19 protein-coding genes and 1 pseudogene are annotated in these 22931 nt (G+C 71.5%); 10 read left to right on the top strand and 10 right to left on the bottom strand.

Annotation, left to right across the window (positions count from 1 at the left end):
• The first annotated feature begins 89 nt into the window (after nucleotides 1-89).
• Nucleotides 90-338, top strand: a complete 249-nt coding sequence (locus tag ACZ7GZ_RS15780; protein ID WP_471024481.1) for a hypothetical protein — start codon at nucleotides 90-92, stop codon at nucleotides 336-338.
• 141 nt (nucleotides 339-479) lie between these two features.
• Here ACZ7GZ_RS15780 and ACZ7GZ_RS15785 read toward each other — a convergent pair whose 3' ends face one another.
• Nucleotides 480-1634, bottom strand: coding sequence for a cystathionine gamma-synthase (locus ACZ7GZ_RS15785; RefSeq protein WP_471024482.1), 1155 nt, complete (start codon nucleotides 1632-1634; stop codon nucleotides 480-482).
• Between the two features lie 287 nt (nucleotides 1635-1921).
• Here ACZ7GZ_RS15785 and ACZ7GZ_RS15790 point away from each other — a divergent pair, with 287 nt between their 5' ends.
• The 4 genes from ACZ7GZ_RS15790 (at nucleotide 1922) to ACZ7GZ_RS15805 (ending at nucleotide 6530) form a co-directional block, all read left to right on the top strand.
• Nucleotides 1922-3040 (top strand): hypothetical protein, encoded by a 1119-nt coding sequence (locus ACZ7GZ_RS15790; RefSeq protein WP_471024483.1) that lies wholly within the window; start codon nucleotides 1922-1924, stop codon nucleotides 3038-3040.
• 405 nt (nucleotides 3041-3445) lie between these two features.
• Nucleotides 3446-4108 (top strand): hypothetical protein, encoded by a 663-nt coding sequence (locus ACZ7GZ_RS15795; protein WP_471024485.1) that lies wholly within the window; start codon nucleotides 3446-3448, stop codon nucleotides 4106-4108.
• A gap of 20 nt (nucleotides 4109-4128) precedes the next feature.
• Entirely contained in the window at nucleotides 4129-5718 is a 1590-nt protein-coding gene (locus ACZ7GZ_RS15800; protein WP_471024486.1) for a hypothetical protein, read from the top strand.
• Nucleotides 5715-6530: a TIR domain-containing protein gene (locus tag ACZ7GZ_RS15805; RefSeq protein ID WP_471024488.1), complete on the top strand. Its 816-nt coding sequence runs from the start codon at nucleotides 5715-5717 to the stop codon at nucleotides 6528-6530. Before ACZ7GZ_RS15800 ends, ACZ7GZ_RS15805 begins: the two co-directional genes overlap by 4 nt.
• A 74-nt stretch (nucleotides 6531-6604) precedes the next feature.
• Here ACZ7GZ_RS15805 and ACZ7GZ_RS15810 read toward each other — a convergent pair whose 3' ends face one another.
• On the bottom strand, nucleotides 6605-7543 hold the full coding sequence (locus ACZ7GZ_RS15810) for a macro domain-containing protein (protein ID WP_471024489.1): 939 nt from the start codon (nucleotides 7541-7543) through the stop codon (nucleotides 6605-6607).
• 74 nt (nucleotides 7544-7617) lie between these two features.
• Here ACZ7GZ_RS15810 and ACZ7GZ_RS15815 point away from each other — a divergent pair, with 74 nt between their 5' ends.
• Nucleotides 7618-9006, top strand: a complete 1389-nt coding sequence (locus tag ACZ7GZ_RS15815) for a macro domain-containing protein (protein WP_471024491.1) — start codon at nucleotides 7618-7620, stop codon at nucleotides 9004-9006.
• 158 nt (nucleotides 9007-9164) lie between these two features.
• Complete coding sequence (locus ACZ7GZ_RS15820) at nucleotides 9165-9908, top strand: hypothetical protein (protein ID WP_471024492.1); 744 nt, start codon at nucleotides 9165-9167, stop codon at nucleotides 9906-9908.
• 29 nt (nucleotides 9909-9937) lie between these two features.
• Here ACZ7GZ_RS15820 and ACZ7GZ_RS15825 read toward each other — a convergent pair whose 3' ends face one another.
• The gene (locus tag ACZ7GZ_RS15825) at nucleotides 9938-10984 is read right to left on the bottom strand and encodes an NAD(P)-dependent alcohol dehydrogenase (protein WP_471024493.1); all 1047 of its coding nucleotides are present in this window, start codon (nucleotides 10982-10984) and stop codon (nucleotides 9938-9940) included.
• A gap of 168 nt (nucleotides 10985-11152) precedes the next feature.
• Here ACZ7GZ_RS15825 and ACZ7GZ_RS15830 point away from each other — a divergent pair, with 168 nt between their 5' ends.
• Nucleotides 11153-12046, top strand: a complete 894-nt coding sequence (locus ACZ7GZ_RS15830; protein ID WP_471024495.1) for a helix-turn-helix domain-containing protein — start codon at nucleotides 11153-11155, stop codon at nucleotides 12044-12046.
• Nucleotides 12047-12108: 62 nt separating this feature from the next.
• Here ACZ7GZ_RS15830 and ACZ7GZ_RS15835 read toward each other — a convergent pair whose 3' ends face one another.
• The 4 genes and pseudogenes from ACZ7GZ_RS15835 to ACZ7GZ_RS15850 form a co-directional block, all read right to left on the bottom strand.
• Nucleotides 12109-15348 carry a S8 family peptidase gene (locus ACZ7GZ_RS15835; RefSeq protein WP_471024497.1) on the bottom strand — a complete coding sequence of 1080 codons (3240 nt, stop codon included), beginning with the start codon at nucleotides 15346-15348 and terminating at the stop codon, nucleotides 12109-12111.
• Nucleotides 15349-15542: 194 nt separating this feature from the next.
• A pseudogene (locus ACZ7GZ_RS15840) lies at nucleotides 15543-15800 on the bottom strand (hypothetical protein); the annotation flags it as partial.
• A gap of 186 nt (nucleotides 15801-15986) precedes the next feature.
• Nucleotides 15987-17234, bottom strand: a complete 1248-nt coding sequence (locus tag ACZ7GZ_RS15845; protein WP_471024498.1) for a L,D-transpeptidase — start codon at nucleotides 17232-17234, stop codon at nucleotides 15987-15989.
• Between the two features lie 227 nt (nucleotides 17235-17461).
• Nucleotides 17462-17806: a hypothetical protein gene (locus tag ACZ7GZ_RS15850; RefSeq protein ID WP_471024499.1), complete on the bottom strand. Its 345-nt coding sequence runs from the start codon at nucleotides 17804-17806 to the stop codon at nucleotides 17462-17464.
• 109 nt (nucleotides 17807-17915) lie between these two features.
• On the opposite strand from ACZ7GZ_RS15850, the gene ACZ7GZ_RS15855 reads away from it, so the two are divergent.
• Nucleotides 17916-18236: an LAETG motif-containing sortase-dependent surface protein gene (locus ACZ7GZ_RS15855; RefSeq protein WP_471024500.1), complete on the top strand. Its 321-nt coding sequence runs from the start codon at nucleotides 17916-17918 to the stop codon at nucleotides 18234-18236.
• 42 nt (nucleotides 18237-18278) lie between these two features.
• Nucleotides 18279-19037 (top strand): hypothetical protein, encoded by a 759-nt coding sequence (locus tag ACZ7GZ_RS15860; RefSeq protein WP_471024501.1) that lies wholly within the window; start codon nucleotides 18279-18281, stop codon nucleotides 19035-19037.
• A gap of 80 nt (nucleotides 19038-19117) precedes the next feature.
• Here the strand turns inward: ACZ7GZ_RS15860 and hutH are convergent, their stop codons facing one another.
• The 3 genes from hutH to ACZ7GZ_RS15875 form a co-directional block, all read right to left on the bottom strand.
• On the bottom strand, nucleotides 19118-20656 hold the full coding sequence (hutH, locus tag ACZ7GZ_RS15865; RefSeq protein ID WP_471024644.1) for a histidine ammonia-lyase: 1539 nt from the start codon (nucleotides 20654-20656) through the stop codon (nucleotides 19118-19120).
• Between the two features lie 88 nt (nucleotides 20657-20744).
• Nucleotides 20745-21887, bottom strand: coding sequence for a GGDEF domain-containing protein (locus ACZ7GZ_RS15870; protein WP_471024502.1), 1143 nt, complete (start codon nucleotides 21885-21887; stop codon nucleotides 20745-20747).
• A 71-nt stretch (nucleotides 21888-21958) separates the two neighbouring features.
• Nucleotides 21959-22753: an enoyl-CoA hydratase/isomerase family protein gene (locus ACZ7GZ_RS15875; RefSeq protein WP_471024504.1), complete on the bottom strand. Its 795-nt coding sequence runs from the start codon at nucleotides 22751-22753 to the stop codon at nucleotides 21959-21961.
• Between the last annotated feature and the right edge of the window lie 178 nt (nucleotides 22754-22931).

A 22931-nucleotide genomic window follows, 5' to 3' on the forward strand; every position in this document is an offset into this window, starting at 1 on the left:
CGCCTTCAGGGACGGGACAGCGCTGGGGGCACCCGGCGGCGGAGACCCCCTCCGGGCACGGACATCCCTCCGCGCGAGGGGAGGGTGTGGTGAACCGGACCGAGCGGGAGGCCGCCGCACGGCGGATCATGGAGCAGGTTCCGGCGCCGGTGCCGCCGGATCTGTGCGCGGACGCGGTACGCCGTGGCGAGCGCCTGCTGCGGCGCAGGCTGATCGTCCGCCGGGTGCTGTGGCTGCTGGCGTGTGCCGCGACCGTCGCGTTCAGCGTGTGGGCGGCCCGGGTGCACCCGTGGACGGAGCCGCCCTCGCAGACGACTCCGCCGATCACGGGCTGGTGAGCGACCGGTCCACGACGGCGGGACCCGTCGCAGACCTCGGACCGGCGGCCGTACGACCGCGGACCGAGGGCAGCTACGGCGACCCGCCGCGCACCGGCGAGCCCGCCCCGTCACCCGGCCCGAGCCGGCTGTCCGGTTCGGCTAGCCCAGGGCCTGCTGCAGATCTGCCACCAGGTCGTCGACGTTTTCGATACCCACGGACAGACGTACCAGGTCGGCGGGGACCTCCAGTGCGGAACCGGCCGCGGAGGCGTGCGTCATCCGGCCGGGGTGCTCGATCAGGGACTCGACGCCGCCGAGCGACTCGCCGAGGGTGAACACCTTGGCCCGGTCGCACACCTCGACCGCGGCCTCCTCGCCGCCCTCGACGCGGAAGGACACCATGCCGCCGAACGCCCGCATCTGCTTCGCGGCGACCTCGTGGCCGGGGTGCTCGGGCAGGCCCGGGTAGAGCACGCTGGTCACGCGCGCGTGCCGGGTCAGCATGTCGGCGATCTTCGTGGCGTTCTCGCTGTGCCGGTCCATCCGCACCGCGAGGGTCTTGGTGCCGCGCAGCACCAGCCAGGAGTCGAAGGGACCGGCGACGGCGCCCATCGCGTTCTGGTGGTAGGCCAGCTCCTCGCCGAGCCCCGGGTCGGAGACGATCAGCGCGCCGCCGACCACGTCCGAGTGACCGCCCATGTACTTGGTCAGGGAGTGGACGACGACGTCCGCGCCGAGCGACAGCGGCTGCTGGAGGTAGGGCGTGGCAAAGGTGTTGTCGACGACGAGCTTCGCGCCCGCGTCGTGCGCGACCTGAGCGAGGGCGGCGATGTCGGTGATGCCGAGCAGCGGGTTGGAGGGGGTCTCCACCCAGACGGCCTTGGTCTTCGGAGTGATCGCGTCCCGTACGGCGGCCGGGTCGCTGGTGTCGGCGACGGACCACTCCACACCCCAGCGCGTGGCGACCTTGGCGAAGAGCCGGAACGTGCCGCCGTAGGCGTCGTTCGGGATCACCACGTGGTCACCGGGGGTGAGCAGCGTGCGCAGCAGGGTGTCCTCGGCCGCCAGGCCGGACGCGAAGGCGAGGCCGCGACGGCCGCCCTCCAGCGCGGCGAGGTTCTCCTCCAGGGCGGTACGGGTGGGGTTGGCGCTGCGGCTGTACTCGTAGCCGCCGCGCAGCCCGCCGACACCGTCCTGCTTGTAGGTGGAGACCTGGTAGATGGGCGGGACCACCGCGCCGGTGAGGGGATCCGCCGTGTTGCCCGCGTGGATCGCGAGGGTCTCGAAGTGCTCACTGATGTGCCTGTCGCTCATGTCCACCGAGCGTAGTGCGCTCGGCCGGATGCTGACGCCCGCGAAGCTCGAGCACGGCTGAACCGAGGGATTTCCCGCATCTGCCCGCCACCCCGCGCGCCGCCCCACCGCGGGCCGGCCCCACACACCGCCCCACCGCGGACCGGCCCCACGCCCTCTGCCTGCCGCGGACCTCAGTGGCCCGTCACCGACCCGCCCGGAGGGTCCTGTCATGCACGGGACCAGACTTTTCCACAGCTCGGCGGTGGGGTTGGCCAATTGTCGGCGGCGTCTGGTTCGCTTGAGGCATGTCGATTCTCTGGCTGCTGATGGCGCTGCTCATGCTGAGCTTCGTGCTGCTCCCGCTCATGCGGCGCAGGCGCGGGGTGATCGAGCAGGTTCCCCCGGGGCACCCGGACGCCGCCGACCCGGCGGCCTACGGCTTCGTGCGCCAGGAGGAGCTGGACGTGCGCATGCCCGGCCCCGACCAGGACCTGCTGGACGTCCTGGAGTTGGTGCAGCGCACGCAGGACTATCGTGCGGCCTCCCAACTGCTGGCCGGCACCGGGACCGAGGACGAGCAGCGCTGGCAGCGGGTGCAGGCCTTCGCGGGCGCCGCCGCGCTGGAGCTGCAGCAGCGCCCCGGCGGGGTGCACGAGACGCCGGGCGGTCAGTGGCTGCGGGTGTGGCGGGCCGAGCAGCCCAAGGACGCGGGCGGCGCCGCCGTCTACGCGGAGTTCCTGGTGCAGCAGGCCTGGCGGACGTCGACGCCGGGCACGGACGACTTCCGGATCATCATGGAGGAGGCCCGGGACGCGTGCGGGCAGGCGGCCCTGCTCGCCCCCGGTGACCCGGTGCCGTACATCATCGAGCTGTCCATCGCCCGCGGACTCGCCTATGCGCAGGCCGAGTTCGACCAGCTGTGGCTGAAGATCCTCGACCGCGTCCCGCATCACATGGGCGCGCATCTGGCCGCGCTGCACTACTGGTGCGAGAAGTGGCACGGCTCGCGCGAGGAGGCGTACTCCTTCGCCGAGGCCGCCGCGGCCCGCGCCCCGCGGGGTTCGCTGCTCGCCGCGCTGCCCCTGTTCGCGGTCTTCGAGCACCTCCCCGAGGTGAACCTGGTGGCGGGCTTCTACCAGAGCGAGGTCGTCACCAAGGCGATGCACGGCGCCCTGCACGCGGTGCACTCGGCCCGCCCCGACGACCCGATGCTCGCGCACGTCCGCCATCTGCTGATCTTCTTCCTGGTGCGCGCCGAGCGCTGGCAGGAGGCCATGCACCAGCTGATACACGTCGACGGGCACATCGGCGCACTGCCCTGGACGCTGTCCGCCGACCCGTCCGGTGAGTTCGCCGTCTACCGCGCCCTGGCGGTGGCCGGTTACGAGGCCAACGGCGGCAGCCCGGCCACCCTCCCCGGCTGAACCGACAGCCCCCCGCCACCGGACCGCCCCGCCGCACAACCAGCACCCGCACCGTGTGCAGTCGGTCTCCGTCCAGCCAGCCGGGCCCCGCATCGAATCCGGACGAGGCCACGGAAGTGGGACGGAGCCACAAGCCGTTGCAGCGGCCCGGTGCCGCCCGTCGCATCCTCGTTGCGCCGCGGGCGTTCCGGAGGGGCAGCGTCCGGGTGGGCACCGACAGAAGGCTGATCATGGGGCAGACAGGTGGTTGGGGCCGGCTGGGACAGCCCGCTCGCCGGGCCCGGATCGGAAGCGTATCGGAAGCGCGAAACCGGCTCCCACCCGTCGGATGTCGGGCAAGGTGACTCTCGCCACGCCGTTGGAACGAGCCAGACCCCGACTGTCCGCCGGGAGTTACGAGGGCCCATGAACCACACCTACGAGCCGCCGAGTCTGATACCCACCGCGGGTCAGGAACGGACGTACGCGCTCGTCATCGCCGGTGTCCCCCTTCTGATGATCTTACTGATGGCGGTCCTGCCGCTGGTCGCCCCGGGTGGCGGAAACGCATCCGGGGCCACCTCGGTGGACGGCACGGGCGGCTACAACTACGCACCGCCGCCGACGGACTCGCCGGCACCGGACACCTCCACGGCGTACGGCACGGACCCGTCGACGCCCCTCAGCGGCGACGACGGCACGGCCCTGTCCCCGACCCCGCTGTACAGCGAGAGCACGCAGAGCACAGAGGGCACAGACGGAACGGACGGCACGGACGGCACGGGCAGCGCGGACAGCAGCACCGGTCCGGGCAAGACCGTCAACGACTTCTTCGACGCCATCAACCGTCGCGACTACAAGACCGCCTGGGCGCTGGGCGGCAAGAACCTCGACATGGACTACGACTCCTTCGTCGCGGGCTTCGACACCACCGAGCACGACGACGTCACCGTCGAGTCCGTCGACGGCGACACGGTCTCCGTGGACCTGAACGCCCAGCAGACCGACGGCACGCAGAAGTCGTACACCGGTCAGTACACCGTGGTCGACGGGGTCATCACCCACGCCTCGATGACCTCGGCCGGCTGAAGAGAGCGGAGAACACAGCCATGGCGAGTGCATTCCTTTCCGTTCCCGCTCCGCCGCCGGGGTCCGGCGGGCCGGTCTCGGCCCGCCCGTCCGCGGACGCCACCAGCGACGCCACCCGGCTGCTGTGCGCGGGCACCTATCTGGATCCGGTGTACCGCGCCACCGTCATCCGCGAGCTGCTGACCCACCGGTTCCGGGTGGTGGCGCCCTCGTACGGGTACGACGCGGTTCCCGTGCTCGCGCACGCCCTGGCGGCGCGCCGGCTGCACCGGGCCCGGCTGGCCGTCCTGTTCACGGGCCTGCTCGTCACCTGCGTCCTCATGGCCGCCGGTGTCCTGAACGGGTTCACCGGGCTGCTGGCGGTGGCGTGGCTGCTGTGGGTCACCGCGTTTCTGCGGCGCGTCGTCACCCTCCAGCTGCTGACCTCCCGGCTGGGGCTGCGCACCGGTGCGGCGCGCCGGGCCAGCGGGTTCGACGGCTCCTACCCCAGACATCCGCAGCTGACGGGTGAACTGGTGGCCAAGATCAACCGCGAGCAGACCTCGGACGGCAGTCTGATCTGCTACGGCGGCTACAAGCCGTTCGTCGGCGCGGGTCAGCAGGTGCGGCGCTGGTCCACGGCCGAGCTGCTGATCGGCGCACCCGTCACCGTGTTCGAGGGCCGGCGGGAGGCGGGCCTGCCCGGTGTGCCCGGCGTGAATGGCCACGCGACCGGCGAGGAGCCCAAGCGGAAGGACATCATCCCCTTCACCGTCGAGGACCTCTCCGCCTATGTCTCCGCCCGTATGACGTCCGGGCTGCGCGACCACGCGAGCCGGTTGGCGCGGATCGAGGGGCTCGCCGTCGAGCGGAGCACGTTCACCACGGCCGTGACGACCCTCCCCGGCGCGTGGGCGGCGATCCCGGAGCAGACCGACGGACGCTGGCAGGACGCCTACGGCTCGGGGCGCGCGTACCTGTGCGTCCGGGTGGGCTCATGGAACCAGGAGCTGGTCACCACGGCGTTCGTGGGCTTCGACCTCAAGGGGAACACCCTGCACACCGAGTTCTACTCGTATGTGCTGGGGCCGATCCAGGCGAGTTTCCACCTGGTGGACCGGCTCCCCGCGGCACTCGACGCCGTCACCCTGGCCAGGGTCGGCTGGCACACCGTGCGGGCAGCGCCCCAGGCGGCGCTGCGGCCCGTCCTCTCCCGGGCCCGCTCGGCGCTGTCCGGCCTGCTGCCGTGGGCCAGGAACACCGTCCTGCTGCCGCAGCCGGCCGACACCAGTGAGTTCGGGCTCGGTCGCTACGCGGACACCCTGGTGAACCGCGGGGCGCTCACCAGCATCCGGGAGATGGCGACCAGCGACGACTTCCACGTCTTCTTCCAGGAGACGGACACGATCAAGTACACCCAGATCGTGGAGCGCCAACTCCTGCAGTTCGTCCGGGAGTTCCTGCAGGAGCACAACGTGGACCTCGCGGAGCACGAGGCCCGCCAGACGAACATCCTCAACGACTACGGGAACCACAACAACTTCGTGAACGGCGACAACAACACCACCAACTCGGGCACGCAGAACCACTACGGCGCCTCCGACGGTGGCCGGGGGACGGGATCGGCATGACGGACAGCTCCACGGGCGCGGGCTCGGGCACCGGCCCGGGCTCCGGCAACAGCAGCCACTACGGAAGCGGAAACACCTTCGGCAGCGGCAACAGCTTCGTCACCGGCAACGGCAACAGCACCAACTCGGGCACGCAGAACTTCTACGCCGGCGCCCCCGACGGCGCCCACCGGGTCCGCGGGGACGACGACCGCCTCGGACCCTCCCAGGACCGCCTCGAACCCTCCCAGGACCGTCCCGGCCCGTCCCGGGACCGCAGCCGCAACGTCTTCGTCGTCCACGGGCGGGACGAGGAGGTCCGGACGAAGATGTTCGGCCTGCTGCGCAAGCTCGATCTGCGTCCGCTGGAATGGGAGGACCTGGTCAGGGCCACCGGCAAGACGGCGCCTTTCCTCGGCGAGGTCGTCGCGAAGGCTCCCGAGCAGGCCCAGGCGGCCCTCGTGCTGCTCACTCCGGACGACATCGTCCAGCTGCACCCGGAGCTGCGGGGTGCGAACGAGCCGCCGTACGAGACCGAGCCGACCGGGCAGCCCCGGCCGAACGTGCTGATCGAACTGGGCATGGTCCTGATGGCCTACCCGGAGCGCACGCTGATGGTGGAGGTCGGTGAGCTGCGCACGATCGCCGACATCGCGGGCCGCAACGTCATCCGGTTCGACGGCTCGGAGGCCGCCCTGAGCAAGATCGTGCAGCGGTTGAAGGTCGCCGGCTGCACGGTCGACGACACCGGCTCCGAATGGCGCCAGACCTGGCCGTACAGCCATCTGTCGGCGTACGGACGGACCGGCCGGCAGCTGCCGCCGGCCCGCTGAGCCGCGGTACGGGCCCAGTGGCCGTTCGGCCACGCTCCGGGGGAGGGCCCGTACCGCCCCTGGGGCGCCCGGTGTCAGACATGGCGCCGGGCGCCCGCCGCCAGACCCGCCAGGAACGCGCCGGTCTCCGGCAGGTCGATCCGCCTCAGTTCGCCGGGGCGGATCACCACGTGCAGCTCACGGCAGACCGGCCGCTCCCACGCGTGCACCACGAACGACAGCAGGATCAGCCGCAGCAGGCTGTCCTCGTCGAGGTCGTGCAGCCGGGCGAGCCCCGCACCGGTCAGCGGCATGGTGACGCGTTCCAGCTGGCCGTGCCGGTGGACGGCGTCCCACAGCCGGTCCAGGCCGAGCCACAGCTCCTGCACCCCGGAGGAGGCGACGCAGTCGTTGCCCATCCGGCTGTAGGCGACGGCGAAGACCAGCTGTGGGCGGCTGCCGAGAACGGCCACGGTCCCGACCGGGTACCGGGCGCGCTTGCCGCGCGGCTTGTCCCGCACACTCTCCCGCACCACCGGGGCCACCCCGTCCAGCGCGGCGGCCAGCTCCGCGTCCAGCCGCTGGGCGTCCCCCGCGTAGCGGCGGGCGAGCAGCTGTCCCTGGGCGCTGTCGTCGTTGATGACGACGCCGTCGTCCACCAGGGTGTCGAAGGTGTCGGTGAACCCCACCACCAGATGGCCGGGCTGCTCGAAGAGATCGCCCTCCTCGACCACCACGGTCATGTGCGGACGGGTGAACTCCTGCCGTACGGCGGCCTGCGGACGCGCCCGGGCCAGCCCCCAGACCAGGCACAGGGCCACGGAGCCGGCCAGCACCGGACCGGGCCGGGACACGACGCGCGGGAACAGCTGGCCGGCGAACTGCACGACGGCCGACACCCCGCCGAAGGCCGCCAGCACATTGCCCAGGAACACCCGCCACCCGCGCCAGGACCGCGGCAGCCGGGATCGCGCGGGGCGCGGCAGCGATCGCACGGGGCGGGACGACGACGGGTCCGGGACGGTCGATCGCATGCGTCACTCCGAGTCATCTTGATAGGCTGAAAGCCCTGTTGACGGGCCGTCATGCGGCTGAGGGGGCGAGGCGCGTGCAGAGCCGCACACCGTCCGTACGCGTGCACGTGCTGGGCCCCGTCCGGCTGGAAGTGGACGGCGCTCCGGTCCGCCTGACCCCGCTGACCGCGCGTCTGCTGCTGCGCCTGGTCGCCGCCGACGGCGAGGCCGTGACCGCCCGCCGGCTGTACCGGGACGTCTGGCAGCAGACCGTGGAACTGCCGCACCAGGGCCTGCGCAACCGCAACGAGGTGCAGAAGCGGATCCTGGAGCTGCGGCGCGCGTTCGACCGCGCCGGACCGGGTACGGGCAACAGGATCGTACGGACCGGACAGCTGCCGACCGCTCACGGCGCCGAGGGTACCTACCAACTCGACCTGTCGGTCGAGGAGTTGGACAGTACGCAGTTCACGGGCCTGGTGGGCGACGCCCTGCGCGCGGCACCGGCCTCGGCCGTCCGGCTGCTCGCGGACGCCCTGCGGCTCTGGCACGGCCGGCCGCTGGCCGAGGTGGCGGACGAGGAGTTCGCGACCGTGCCGGTGCGACGGCTGACCCAGCTCAGGGAGACCGCACTGCGGGAACTGGTCGCCGGACACACCGCCCTGGGCCGCTACGACCTCGCCCTGCCGGTGGCCGAACAGACGGCCCGGGAACGACCGGACGACCCGGAGGCCGCCGCGGTCCTGGCCCGGCTGAACGCCCGGCTGCGCGAGCGGCACGGCGACGAACTGCTGCGGCACACCCTGCGCGGGCTGCGGGTGGACGTCGTCGTGCTCCGCGGCGACCTGTTCGAGCAGGAGGACGCCAACCTGGTCGTGGGGTTCTGCGACACCTTCGACACCTTCCCCGACGACGTGGTGATCAGCCGGGAGAGCGTGCAGGGCCAGTTGGTCGACCGGCTCTTCGAGGGCCGGTACCGGCTGCTCGACGACCGGCTGCGCCGGGGGCTGAAGGAGTTCACCCCGCTGGCCACGGAGAGCGTCCAGGCGAAGCGGCGCGGCCGGCGCACCCGGTTTCCGATCGGCACGGCGGTCGCGGTCCCGGCCGGCAGGCGCAAGGTCTTCGCCCTCGCCTACTCCCGGCTGGGCAACGACCTGCGTGCCCGGTCCGCCCCGGCGGACCTGCGGCTGAGCCTGGAACGCCTGTGGCCGGCGGTCGCCCGGCACGGCCTGTTCAAACCGGTGGCGATCCCGCTGATCGGCGCGGGCCTGTCCCGCATCGTGGAACTCGACCGCACGCAGCTGCTGTTGCTGATCGTCGGGACCTTCATCCGGAGCCTGCGCCAGGACCCGGCCGTCTCCCCCGAGTTGCGCATCGTCATCCGCGCCGACGAGCTGGAGCGGACCGACCTGTCGGCGGTCGAGGCGTTCCTGCGCAGTGCGGACGAGCAGGGGCCGGCGCTTCCGCCGACCGCTGCCGGCTGACCTCTTCACACATCCAGCAAAGATCCGCCGCCGCTTCGGCCGACAGTCACCGCCCGCTTCCGGAGCGCTTCGGGAGCGCTTCCGGTAATTGCGGCGACGGGAACAACACCTCCGCCGTACATTCGCCGTTCGTGAGCGGACAAGGGGAGGCAGCGGGGATGAGCACGTTTCTGATCGGCGGCGGCTGGGACACGGCCGAGGTGTACGAGCCGTTCGTCCGGGCGGTCGGCGGAGAGCGGCGCATCGGGTGTGTGATCGTCGACGAGGGGGACGGGGCGGCGCAGTTCGAGCGGTATGCCGAGGTGCTGCGGAAGGCGGGGCCGTGCACGCCCGTGCCGCTGCTCGTGCCGCTCGGCGGCCGGTTCGAGCCGGAACACGCGTGGGACGAAAACGACGGTCTGCTGGTGTGCGGTGGGCTGACCCCCGCCTACCAGGAGGCGCTCGAGGACGGTCTGGAGCGGTTGCCGGCGCTGCTCGCCGGGCGCGGGATGCCGTACGCGGGCTTCTCGGCGGGTGCCGCCGTGGCCGCGCGGCGGGCCGTGGTCGGCGGATGGCTGGTGGACGGCGTACCGGTGTGCCCGGAGGAGACCGGGGAGGATCTGGCGGAGGTCGAGGTGCGCGCGGGGCTGGGGCTGGTGCCGTTCGCGGTGGACGTCCATGCCGCCCAGTGGGGAACGCTCGCGCGGCTGGTCGCGGTGGTCGGGCGGGGTGCGGCGCCGTACGGGGTCGCCGTGGACGAGAACACCCTGCTGGAGGTGGCGGACGGAGAGGTCCGGGTGGCGGGGCTGGGGCGTGCGCATGTCGTACGGCCGGGCGGGGGCGGGGGTGTGCTCGTGCGGGCCTACAGACCCGGAGAGCGCTTCCCCCTCGCCCAGGGGGCGGGCGGCACACCGATCAAGTAGCCCGCAGCCCGCACCCCGCCGCTCAAGACTCAGATCGTCGCCGTGTCGATCACGAAGCGGTAGCGGACGTCGCTGTTCACGACCCGCTCGTAGGCCTCGTTGATCTGGTCGGCGCGGATCAGTTCGATCTCGGCGCCCAGCTGGTGCTCGGCGCAGAAGTCGAGCATCTCCTGGGTCTCGGGGATGCCGCCGATGCCGGAGCTGCTGATGCTGCGGCGGTGGCCGAACACCGAGGAGAGCAGGATGTTCACCGGCTCCTCGGGGATGCCGACGTTGACCATCGCGCCGTCCGTGCGCAGCAGGGACAGGTAGGCGTCGAAGTCGAGCGGCGCCGACACCGTGTTGAGGATGATGTCGAAGGTGCCCTTGAGGTCCTCGAAGGTCTTCGGGTCGCTGGTGGCGTAGTAGTGCGTGGCGCCCAGCTTCAGCCCGTCGTCCTTCTTGCGCAGGGACTGGGAGAGGACCGTGACCTCCGCGCCGAGGGCGGCGGCGATCCTCACTCCCATGTGCCCGAGGCCGCCCAGGCCGACGACCGCGACCTTCTTGCCGGGGCCGGCGTTCCAGTGCTTCAGGGGCGAGTAGGTGGTGATGCCGGCGCACAGCAGCGGGGCGGCCACGTCGAGGGAGAGGCCGTCGGGGATGCGGACGACGTAGTTCTCGTCGACGACGACCTTCTGCGCATAGCCGCCGTAGGTGGGCTGCCCGTCCTTGCCGACGGAGTTGTACGTCCAGGTGGGGCCGCCGCCGGTGCAGTACTGCTGCAGACCGGCCTTGCAGTTGTCGCACTCCCGGCAGGAGTCGACCATGCAGCCGACGCCCACACGGTCGCCGACGGCGTACTTCGTGACACCCGGGCCGACCTCGGAGACGACGCCCGCGATCTCGTGACCGGGCACCATCGGGAAGATCGCGGTGCCCCAGCCCTCCCGGGCCTGGTGGATGTCGGAGTGGCAGATACCGGCGAACTCGATGTCGATCAGGACGTCGGACTCGCCGACCGCGCGCCGCTCGATCGTGGTCCGCTCCAGCGGGGCCTTCGCGGCGGGCGCGGCGTAAGCAGCAACAGTGGTGGTCATGCCGGGGTTCTCCTAGCGATGTGATCGTGCCCGGCTGCCTTCCGCCGGGCACGCGACCAGCCTCTCCCACGCTACGACGACCACCCAGACCACGCTTCTGCGTACGACTGCCGTGCCTACCACTGGCGGGGTCAGGTTCCTGTGCGTACGACCGTGAATACTGGTTGTATGGAAAACCAGCCCCTGCCCTCCTCCCCGCCTCTGGACCGGCGGGCCGAACTGAGCGAGTTCCTGCGCAGTCGGCGGGCCCGGCTGAAGCCGGAGGACGTGGGACTGCCCGACTTCGGCCGGCACCGGCGGGTGCCGGGGCTGCGCCGCGAGGAGCTGGCACAGCTGGCCGGGGTGTCGGTGGCGTACTACACCCGCCTGGAACAGGGCAACGGGCGCAACGTCTCGGCGGAGGTCCTGGACGCGATCGCCCGGGCGCTCAGGCTGACGGACGCCGAGCACGCGCACCTCACGCATCTGGCCAAGCCGAAGTCGCACAAGAAGAAGCCGGCGGCGCGCCAGCAGCAGGTCCGCTCCTCGCTGCGGCAGCTGCTGGACACGATGGACGGCGTGCCGGCGTATGTCGTCGGGCGCCGCTCGGAGATCCTCGCCTGGAACCGGATGGCGGCGGCGCTCTTCGGCGACTGGGCGGAGCTGCCGCCTGCCGAGCGCAACTGGGCCCGCCTGGTGTTTCTGCGCCCGGACTACCGCGATCTGTTCGTCGACTGGGAGCAGAAGGCGATCGACATCGTCTGCGCCCTGCGCATGGACGCGGGCTGCTATCCGGACGACCCGCGGCTGTCGGCGCTCGTCGGGGAGCTCTCGGTCAAGAGCGAGGAGTTCCGCCGGCTGTGGGCGACGCACGACGTGAAGGAGAAGAGCCACGGCGTCAAGCGGCTGCACCATCCGCTGGTGGGTGACCTGTCCCTGAACTTCGAGTCCTTCCGCCTGACGGACGACACGGACCAGTCCCTGCTGACCTACCACGCCGAACCGGGCTCCCCGTCCGCCGACTCGCTGCGGCTCCTGGCCAGCTGGGGCACGGACGCGACGCAAGCGGTGCCTTCGGCCTGAGCCTTCCCGCGGCGAGGGGCACCCGTAGCCCGTGCTCCGGGTGCCCCTCGGCTGCGGACCGGCTACTTGCCGAAGTACGCGTCGTAGATAGTGATCTGCGACGTGTTGCCCTTCTTGTCGGTGATCTCCGAGCGGAGGGAGAGGGACCTGCCCTTCGCCGGGTTCTTGACGGTGACCCTGCCTCCCCGGACGTCGGCCTTCGTGAAGGTCCTGCCGTCGTAGGAGACGTACACGGCCAGGGACTTCAGGTTGCCGCCCGCCGCCGAGCCCTCGACGGTGACCGGGAAGGTGACCGTCCGGCCGGCCGCGACCCGGCTGTCCAGGCCGGTCGTGACGCCGTAGTGCAGGACGGAGGCGGGGAGCTGGACGACGGTGCCGGAGACCTTCTTGGAGCGGAAGGTCCAGGTCGCGTCGATCCGGGAGGAGGCCCGGGCGACCTTCGCCGAGCGCTTGACCGAGGTGGTCAGCCGGTAGGCGGCGTCACCGGCCGGCACCGTGAAGGTGGCGTCCCCGAACAGCGGGTCGTCGGTGGAGCCGACCTTGGCGCCGTCGCGGTACAGGGTCGTGTTCACCGTGGTGAAGGCCGAGTACCCGGCGTGCCTGGCGGAGTCGGCGAACAGCGGCAGCGAACCGTAGATCTCGTCGCCGGAGCGATAGAGGCCGAGGTCCTTGTCGACGTGCGGGCCGAAGACGGCGGTGTTGACCGTCCTCGTGTAGCTCTTGCCGGCCTTGAAGGAGGACTCGCCGAGGGCGTACGCGGCGTCGGACAGCGGGAACCCGTCCTGGTCGACCCCGCCGTACTGGGTGAAGTGCAGGTCCCACAGGACCCCGCCGCCGGCGGACAGGTGCAGGGTGCGGGTGCCGGGCAGCCGCTGCGGCACGTCGATGGACGAGGCGCCCACGCTGCCGGGCAGCCAGCCGGTGGCGCCGACCGAGCCGGTCCTGCCGCTCGCGGACGCACCCAGCCGGGCCTTGACGGTGGCCAGCTCACCCGCCCTGTAGTGCTTGGTGTAGCCGGTGGCGAGCCGGGTGACCGGGCCGCCGGTGGTGACGTCGTACTGCTCGCTCGTCCCCTTGGTCCAGTGGCCGTCCCACTGCTGGAACAGCCGTCCTGCGGGGAGCTTCGGGCCCAGATGGGCGGTGCGGAAGTCCTTGTAGGTGTCCAGGAACCAGCTGTAGCCGTACTCGTTGTCGCCGATCGTGAGGGTGTACCCCGGCGAGGCGAACCGCGACCTGACGCCCGAGGCCGGGACGGTGATGTCGACCGGCTTGGTCTTGCGCGCGTCGATCGTGACGGTCTGCTTCCTGGCGACGGTCAGCTTCGGCTGGGCGATCCAGTCGGTGCCGTGGGTGCCGTTCCGGTCCCCGAAGACGGCGGAGTTGAGGAGGTACGTGCCCTTGGGCACGCGTACCTTCACCGTGCCGGACGGGTCGTACGGGGTCAGCTCCGTGCCGCTCGCCAGGCCGCCCACGCCGCTGAGGCCGGCGTTGTAGTACGTGGCCGGCTTGCCGTCACGGCCGGTGAACTTCAGCGTGACGTCGTAGGACTCGACCTCGCGCTGTACCGCGGCGGCCGTACGGACGCTCTGGCCGGCGCCGGTCGCGGTCACGTACGCGGAGTAGGCGCCGTCGAGGGTGCCGCCCAGCTTCGTGTCGGCGGTGAGGCCGACGGAGGCCTTGCCGTGCGCCGGGACCGTCAGCCGCGTCGCGCCCAGCGTGAAGAAGCCCGACGGGGCCGCGTGGCCCTCGGGGTCGGTGGCGGTGCTGCTGAGGGTGAGCGTGACGTCCTGGTCGCCGAGGTTGCGGTACGTCACCTTCTTGGTGACCGCCTTGTCGTCGGTGTGCGGCCACCGCTGCACACCGAAGCTCAGCGAGACCGGGTCGGCGATCACGGTCTGCCGGTAGGCCCGGTCCACGGCGATACGGCCCGAACCCTGCTGGAACGGCGTGTACGCGCCGCCCTTGGCGGAGCCGGTCAGCGCGCCCTTCAGCTCGGCGTAGCCCCAGTCGGGGTGCTCCTGCTTCAGGATCGCGGCGGCGCCCGCGACATGCGGGGTGGCCATCGAGGTGCCGGAGAGGGTCAGGTAGCCCGCGGGCTTCTCGCCGACCTCCTTGTCGATGACGCTGCCCCCGGCCGCGGCGGCGGTGATGTCCACGCCCGGCGCGGTGACGTCCGGCTTGATGGCGCCGTCGCCGATGCGCGGGCCGGTGGAGGAGAAGTCGGCGAGCCTGTCCTTCTTGTCGACGGCGCCGACGGTGAGCGCGGCGTCCGCGCTGCCCGGCGAACCGATCGAGTGGGGGCCGTCGTTGCCCGCGGCGATCGCGAACAGGATGCCCTTGGTGGCGGCGAGCTTGTTGACCTCGGCCTCCAGGGGGTCGGTGCCGGGGCTGTCGTAGCCGCCGAGGCTGAGGTTGACGACGGAGGCGCCCTGGGAGGCCGCCCACTCCATGCCGGCGAGGATGCCGGAGTCGTCTCCGGAGCCGGTGTCGTCCAGGACCTTGCCGCTCAGGATCTCGGCGTCCGGTGCGACACCCCGGTACCTGCCATCCGACGTGGCGCCGGTGCCCGCCACGATGGAGGCGACGTGGGTGCCGTGGCCGAAGTGGTCGGAGGCGTCGGCCGCGGAGGTGAAGTTCCTGGACGCGATCACCTGGTCCTTGAGGTCCGGGTGGCCGGTGTCCACCCCGGTGTCCAGGACGGCGACCTTCACGCCCTTGCCGGTGTATCCGGCCTTCCACGCGACGGGGGCGCCGATCTGCGGCACGGACTTGTCGAGCGAGGCCCTGCGGACGCCGTCGAGCCAGACGTGCGCGATGCCGGCGGCGGCCCGGTCGCCGTCGGTGACGGCGTGCCACAGCCCGGCGGTGTCCTTGACCTGCGTCTGCACGGCGTCGGCGTCGAGGGCGCCGAGGCTGCGGCGCAGGTGGCTCGCGTCCCGGACGTCCGCCTTGGCCGCGGCGGCGGAACCGCGGTAGCCGACGATGACCTTCAGGCCGTTCTTCTGGGCCCTGCGGGTGGCGGCCTTGTTCAGCTCGGTGACGTCGAACAGGCGCTGGTCCAGCGTGCCGGAGGACACCAGGCGGGCCGCGTCGACCGGGACGACCAGGGTGTGGCCCTTGGTCCTGCGGACCTGGAAGGGTATGTGCTCGCGGCCCCCGGCCCGCCGCAGGCCGACGATCCGGCCCTTGGCGTCGAGGTCGACGCGGTCACCGGTGATGAGGGTGACGTGGGTCCTCGCGGTGAGCGCGGAGGCGGTGGTCGGGGTGCGCTCCACGGGTCTCGCCGACGCCGGGCTGGTCATGCCCGCTGCGACGGCGACGGCTGCGGCTGTGGCGACACCGGCGGCAGCAGCTCTTTTCACTTGTCTGCGCAAGTTCTCCCCCAGGAGACGGAGTACCGGGCGAATTCCCCGTTCACCCGGCCACGCAGTATGCCGGGGGGTGTTCAGCGGGCTCAACGGTTGAGAGGAGGGTAAGAGGGAGCGACGGGAAACTGTTACGCCGTGGGCGGGACACCGTTACAGACCGGCGAACTGCCGTTCTGCTTCACCGTGATCCTGCCCTCGCGTGATGGTGGCCGGCCGCGGGACCTTCTGTGCGATCGCGGAGTCGTGGGTGCCACAGGCGTTTCGAGTACGTCCATGATCTCGTCCCGCATTCCCTCGTCGAGGTTGCCGGCCGGTTCGTCGGCGAGCAGCACCTTGGGTTTCTTGACGACCAGGCCGACGGAGTGCAGTGCCTCGGCGGCGAGTTCGCTGGTCCGGAGCTGCCGGCGGTCGGCGTGGCCGCCTTGGTGACCGTCATGTCCGCACCCAGTCCGTACAGCGACTGCAGGACCTTGTCCTGGGCCTTCCGAGAAGGCTGCGGTCCGCCCGTGAAGGGCTCGGAAACGCCGGTGCCGCCCCCGACGGGGGGCGGCACCGGTGGGGTTGAGGGGGTGTCAGGCGGCCGAACCGGCCTTCCACTGGGCCCAGCTCATGTTCCAGCCGTTGAGGCCGTTGTCCGGCGCGACCGTCTTGTCGCCGGTGTTCTGGACGACCACGACGTCACCGACCAGGGAGTTGCCGTAGAACCAGGCGGCCGGTGTGTTCGCGTCGCCTGCGCCCTTGACGTCCTGCAGGCCGATGCAGCCGTGGCTGGTGTTGACGCTGCCGAAGACGGACGGCGCACCCCAGTAGTTGCCATGGATGAAGGTGCCGGAGTTGGTCAGGCGCATGGCGTGCGGTACGTCCTTGATGTCGTACTCGCCCTTGCCGTCGGAGTCCTTGAAGCCGACCGTCGCGCCGTTCATACGGGTCTGCTTGAACTTCTCCGAGATCACCATCTGGCCCTCGTACGTGGTGTGGTCGGGGGCGCCGGCGGAGATCGGGATCGTCTTGACGACCTTGCCGTCCTGCGTGACCTTCATCTGCTTGGTCTTCGCGTCGACGTAGGAGACCTGGTTGCGGCCGATGTGGAAGGTGACCGTCTTCTGCTGGATGCCGGTGATGCCGGGCGCGCCCTCGACGCCGTCGAGCGCGAGCTTCAGAGTGACGGTGGAGCCCGCCTTCCAGTACTGCTCCGGACGGCAGTCCATGCGGTTGGCGTTGAACCAGTGGCAGGCGACCTCCTGGCCGCTGCTGGAGGTGACCGTGATGCCCTTCTGCACGGCCGCCTTGTTGGTGATCGCCTTGTCGAAGTTGACCGAGACCGGCATGCCGACGCCGACGGTCGCGCCGTTGTCCGGGGTGAAGGTGCCGATGAAGCTGTGGGCCGGGGCGACCGTGGTGAAGGAGGCGTTCTCGTTGGCTATGCGGCCCTGGGCGTCCTTGGCCTCTGCGGCGATCTTGTAGGTGGTCGAGCGCTGCAGCTGGACGGTCGGCTTCCAGCTGGTCCTGTCGGCGGAGAGCTGACCGGCGACGGCCTTGCCGTCCTGGGTGGTCATCGTGACGCCGGTGAGCGTGCCCTTGGCGACCTTCACGCCGGCCGAGTTGTTGATGGATGCGTTGTCGGAGCCGTCCTTGGGTGTGATGGTGATCTGGGCCTCGGACGACTTCTTGGCCGCTGCCTCGTCGGCCTTCGCCTGCGAGTTCTTGCCGCCGTCGGTCGCCTTGGCGTTGCCGCCGCCGGAACAGCCCGCGAGTGCCAGCACCCCACCGAGCAGTGCGGACGCGACCGTCAGGCCCTTGCGCCGCTTACTGTCCGTCATCACACGCTTCTCCATCGTTGCCGAATTCGTGAAACCCCGAGGCCCCCGTGGCGAACCATCCACGCTACGGGCGGTCCGTCCCTTTCCACATGGTTCGCATGTGTTAGGCGCACCACGCTCGCCACGGTCGCCCGAGGCCGGTGGTGCGGAAGTCGTCCGTGCGCCCCCTGAGACGACGAAACCCCGGACGGCGGTTGCCGTCCGGGGTCATGGGTGCCCCGGGACGCTCAGCCGATGCCGTCCTCTTCTTCGTCGTCCTGCCCATCATCCTCGTCGAGGTCCCAGTCGGGCGAGTCAGGGTCGTAGTCGATCCGCTCACTGGACCAGGACGCCTGCTGGAGCTCCACCCCGGGCACCTCGCTGACCAGGTCGAACGGGTCCACGAGATACGCGAGGGCCTCCGCGGTGTCGTCCGTCACAGCCCCCTCGGCCTGGGCCCGCTCCGACTCCGGAAGATCCGTGTCCCGGGCGAGCCGGCGCAGCGCGGCCTTGGTCACCTCGTCCTCGTCCTGCACCTCGAGGACCAGCTCCACCCGAAGACGTACAAAACGTGATGTCTCTTCAGCGCTCATGGCGCGAGCGTACGATCGAAACCTCCCGTGACTTTCCTGTGACCCGCGACTTTCACTAACATCACCCCACACGGCCAATTCGCCAGCGTCACAAGGGGATCGATATTCCGTGTCATTCGCTCGCCGCCCGCTGCTGACCGCCACCGCCGCGGGGACCCTCCTGTGCGCGCTGTGGTTCGTCCCGTCCGCGAAGGCCTCGCAGGACCCGGCCAGAGCGAACACGGAAACCGCCACGACTCATGTGACACAGCAGGCCAGGGCGATGTCGCAGGCGGCCGCGGACAGCGCACGGGACGCGGCGGACGACACCGAACTCGCCGACACCGGAAGCCGCGACACCACTCCGTACATCGTCGGCGGCACTCTTTTCCTCGGCGTCGGTGCCGGGTTCGTGGTGTATTCGGTGCGCCGCGAACGCATGGGTTTTTAATTTCCCTTGACGGTTCTTTGACAGCGCACACATAGTTCGCCCATGAAGAGATCATCGGGCGTGCGACGGTGCGCCACCGCGGTGGTGGGTGCGCTGTCGCTCGCCCTTGTCACGGGCTGCTCCGGCGAGGACGCGGCGAAGCCGGCCGTGCAGGCGCGGAGCGCCGCGGAGTTGGAGAAGCTGGTCATCGCCGAGGGCGAGGTGCCGGGATACAAGGTGGGCCCGGTGCCGGCCGCCCGCGCCAAGCCGATCACGACCGACAACGCGCCGTGCCGGCCGCTGGTCCGCGTGATGAGCGGGCTTCCGCCGGCCGAGGCGGCGGCGAAGACCGACCGGCTCGCCACGGAGAACCCGAAGAAGGCTCCCTCGGCCAAGCCGACCTCGCTGGACGGCCTCGACGAGAAGAAGTTCGAGGAAGCGATGCACAAGTCCCTGGACCGGGACGTCACCACGGTCACCCTGGCTTCGTACGCCGGAGACGGCGCCGAGAAGGCCCTCGCGTCGGTCTCCGCCGCCGTGAAGGCCTGCGCGAGCGGCTTCTCCGGCAAGCAGGCGGGGACGAAGATGACGTTCACCGAGATCGCCGGGGAGAAGCCCACGGGCACCGGGGACGGGGCGGTGGCGTTCGCCGCGACCACGGACACGGACGACGGGGACGCGGCGCCGGTCCACGCCCAGGTCGTCCGGGCCGGGAACACCCTGTCGGTCTACTTCACGATGAACCTGGGCGCGATGATGGACAAGAAGGCGTACGCGGTCTCGCCGGAGGTCGTCAAGGCCCAGCAGGCCAAGCTGAAGTGACGTGGCGACAAGCGACACGGGAACACACGTAGGAGCAGGGGCCCTGCACGCGGCAGGGCCCCTGGTCTCGTGCGGGAACCTTACTGCAGCGGGCCGGTGACCGACTCCGCCGCGGTGACGAGGTGGCCGCCGCGCACGAACGCGTCGGCGGCGGCCAGGTCGGGCGCCAGGAACCGGTCCGGGCCCGGGCCCTGCACACCGGCGGCGCGCACCGCCTCGATGACGGCCCGGGAGGCCGGCGCCGGGGTGAGGCCCTCGCGCAGCTCGATGGCGCGGGTGGCCGCGTACAGCTCGACGGCGATGATCCGGGTGAGGTTGCCGACGGCGGTGCGCAGCTTGCGCGCGGCCGACCAGCCCATGGACACGTGGTCCTCCTGCATCGCGGAGGACGGGATGGAGTCCGCGGAGGCCGGTACGGCGAGCCGCTTCATCTCACTCACCAGGGCGGCCTGCGTGTACTGGGCGATCATGAGCCCGGAGTCGACACCCGCGTCATCGGCGAGGAACGGCGGCAGCCCGTGGCTGCGGTTCTTGTCCAGCAGCCGGTCGGTGCGGCGCTCGGCGATGGAGCCGAGGTCCGCGGCGGCGACGGCGAGGAAGTCCAGGACGTAGGCGACCGGGGCGCCGTGGAAGTTGCCGTTGGACTCCACCCGGCCGTCGGGCAGCACCACCGGGTTGTCGACGGCGGAGGCCAGCTCGCGCTCGGCGACCAGGCGGGCGTGCGCCATGGTGTCGCGTCCGGCACCGGCGACCTGCGGGGCACAGCGCACCGAGTAGGCGTCCTGGACGCGGGGCGCGTCGTCCTGGTGGTGCCCGGTGAGCTGGGAACCCTTCAGCACGGCGAGCATGTTGGCGGCGGAGGCGCCCTGCCCGGGGTGCGGCCGGATGGCGTGCAGCTCGGGCGCGAGCACCTTGTCCGTGCCGAGGAGTGCCTCCAGGCTGAGGGCGGCGGTGACGTCGGCGGACTTGTAGAGGGTGTCGAGGTCGGCGAGGGCCATGATCAGCATGCCGAGCATGCCGTCGGTGCCGTTGAGAAGGGCGAGCCCCTCCTTCTCGCGCAGTTCGACGGGCCGGATCCCGTGCGCGGCGAGCAGCTCACCGGCGGGCCGTACGACACCGTCGGGACCCTCGGCCTCTCCCTCGCCCATGAGGGTCAGGGCGCAGTGGGACAGCGGGGCCAGGTCGCCGGAGCAGCCGAGGGAGCCGTACTCGTGCACCACCGGGGTGATCCCGGCGTTCAGCACGTCGGCCATGGTCTGCGCGACCTCGGGCCGCACACCGGTGTGCCCGGAGCAGACCGTCTTGAGCCGCAGGAACATCAGGGCCCGTACGACCTCACGCTCCACCCTCGGCCCCATCCCGGCGGCGTGCGAGCGGACGATGTTGCGCTGCAGCTGGGCGCGCAGTTCCTGGCTGATGTGCCGGGTCGCCAGGGCTCCGAAGCCGGTGGAGACGCCGTAGACCGGTTCCGGTTTGGCCGCCAGGGCGTCCACGATCTCGCGGGCCGCGGCCAGCGCCGCCACCGCCTCGGCCGACAGCTCGATGCGGGCACCGCCGCGCGCCACGGCGAGAACGTCGGACGCCGTGACACCGGACGTCCCCACCACCACAGTGTGCATATCCATATTCAGGAGCGTACGCATTGAATGCAGGGATGTCACTAGTGGGGAACGGGAGCACCCCTTACCGATCCGTGTGGGCTTCGCCTCACGGCAGGCGCCCCCTGAACCGGCGCCGCTCGGCCTGCGAGGGCGGCGGCTCGTCCGCCAGCCGTACGACCGGATCCTGCGGCCCCTCCCGCCCCGCGACCACCGGCCGGTCGACACGCAGGGCCTTGGCCCGGTACTGGGCGGCGTCGGCGAGCCGGAACAGCCGCCGGGCGTCGTGCACCTCCCCGATCGGGTCCTCGGTCGAGGCGACCCCGCACGCCACACCCTCCCCGAGCTCCAACTCCCCTGACCTGCGGCACAGTTCGTCGGCGGCCTTGACCACGTCGTCGGCGGGCGACCCGACCGCCAGCAGGCAGAACTCGTCCCCGCCGAGCCGCGCCACGAGCGCACCCGGCACCATCGCACCGCACAGCGACAGCACCGAACCGAAGCGCTCCAGGAGCCGGTCGCCGACGGCGTGCCCGAGGGTGTCGTTGACCCGCTTCAGCCCGTTGAGATCACAGACGACGAGGCTGACGGCCGCGCCCTCCGTACGGTGCCGCTCGACGGCCTCTTCCAGGCGTACGTCCACGGCGCGGCGGTTGGCGAGTCCGGTGAGGGCGTCGGTGTACGCGAGCCGGCGGGCCTCCTCCAGCCGCTCGGTCTGCGCGAGCCCGGCCGCGACGACGGCGGCCAGCACGGTGGCGAAGTCGGCGTCGCCCCGGTCGAACACGGGGGCGTCGACGGGGCGGGCGACGTACAACTCGCCCCAGGCTCTGCCGTGCAGCACGACCGGCGCGACGACACAGCAGCCGCGCCCTCTGCGGCGCAGGGCGGCGACGCGCTGATGGAAGTAACCGGGGGTGCCGGCGGCGGTCCCCTCTGCGGTCTCCACCCAGGCGTTGGGGCCGCCTCCGCCGGCCCACCGCTCGTGCAGGAACTCGGTGATCTCCGGGAACTGGTGCACCGGGTAGGCCTCGGACTCGGGGAACTCATCCTCGTCCGGGCGCCGGTCCCCCACGTTCACGAGGACGCGCAGGCGGCCCAGCTCCCGCTCCCACACCGACAGCGCAGCGAAGCCGCCGTCCAGCGCCCGGCATGCACCGAGCGCTGCGGCCTGCCACGAGTCCCGCGGGGTGTGGGCCGCCGCCATCCCCTGCGCCAGCGCCACGACCGCGGCCAGCCGCCTGTCCTCGCCCATTACTCCAGGTTAGGTAGTGTTTGGGGGATTCGGGACATTGGTGCGGCGATCAGGTGGACCGTGCGGCCCGCCTACTCCCCCGGCCATGCGGGCGCCCGCTTCTCGTTGAACGCCGCCACCCCCTCCGCCCGGTCCCCCGAGAACGCCACCGAGCGCCACGCGGCGTCCTCGACCTCCAGGCCCGCCCGCAGGTCCAGCCCATGTCCGAGGCGCAGCGCCCGCTTGGCGGCCCGCAGCCCGACCGGCGAGTTGCCGGCGATACGGGCGGCCAGCGCGAGGGCCTCCTCACGATCGCGCCCCGCGTCCACGACCTGGTCGACCAGCCCCAGCCCGGCCGCCTCGGCCGCCTCCACCCGCCGCGCCGAGAAGATCAGCTCGGCCGCGCGCGCCGCCCCGACCCGCCGCGGCAGCAACTGCGTACCGCCACCGCCCGGAATCACCCCCACGGACACCTCCGGCAGCCCCACCACCGCCGTACGGTCGGCCACGATCAGGTCGCAGGACAGAGCCAGCTCGAAGCCCCCGCCCAGCGCGAACCCGTGCACCGCCGCGATCGTCGGCATCGGCAGCTCCAGCACCCCGGTGTACGCCCCGCGCGCCACCGGCCGCTGCCGCAGCAGATCCGCGTCGCTGAAGGAGTTCCGCTCCTTCAGGTCCGCCCCGACGCAGAACGCCCGCTCATGGGACGAGGTCAGGACCACCACCCGCGCGTCCCGGTCGGCGGTCAGCGCCGTGCACGCGCCGGCGAGGGAGCGGGCCATCTCCGTCGAGACGGCGTTCATGGCCTTGGGCCGGTCCAGCACCAGCTCCGCGACGAACCCGTGCCGCCGCACCAGCACGAACTCCCCGAACCGCTCCTCGCTCATGACACCCTCCGGCTCACGTGTTAACGCGGGTTAACCACTGTCGGCCCGATCATCGCAGCCGTACCCGGCCTCGGAAAAGCCCAGGGGGCTACGCCCGTTCGAGTGACATCCCGGCCGTCTCACCCCACATCGCCCACAGGAACGCATAGCGTGCGTCCGCCATGGCATACGGGGGTGC

This window comes from Streptomyces sp. NPDC037288 (assembly GCF_055603265.1).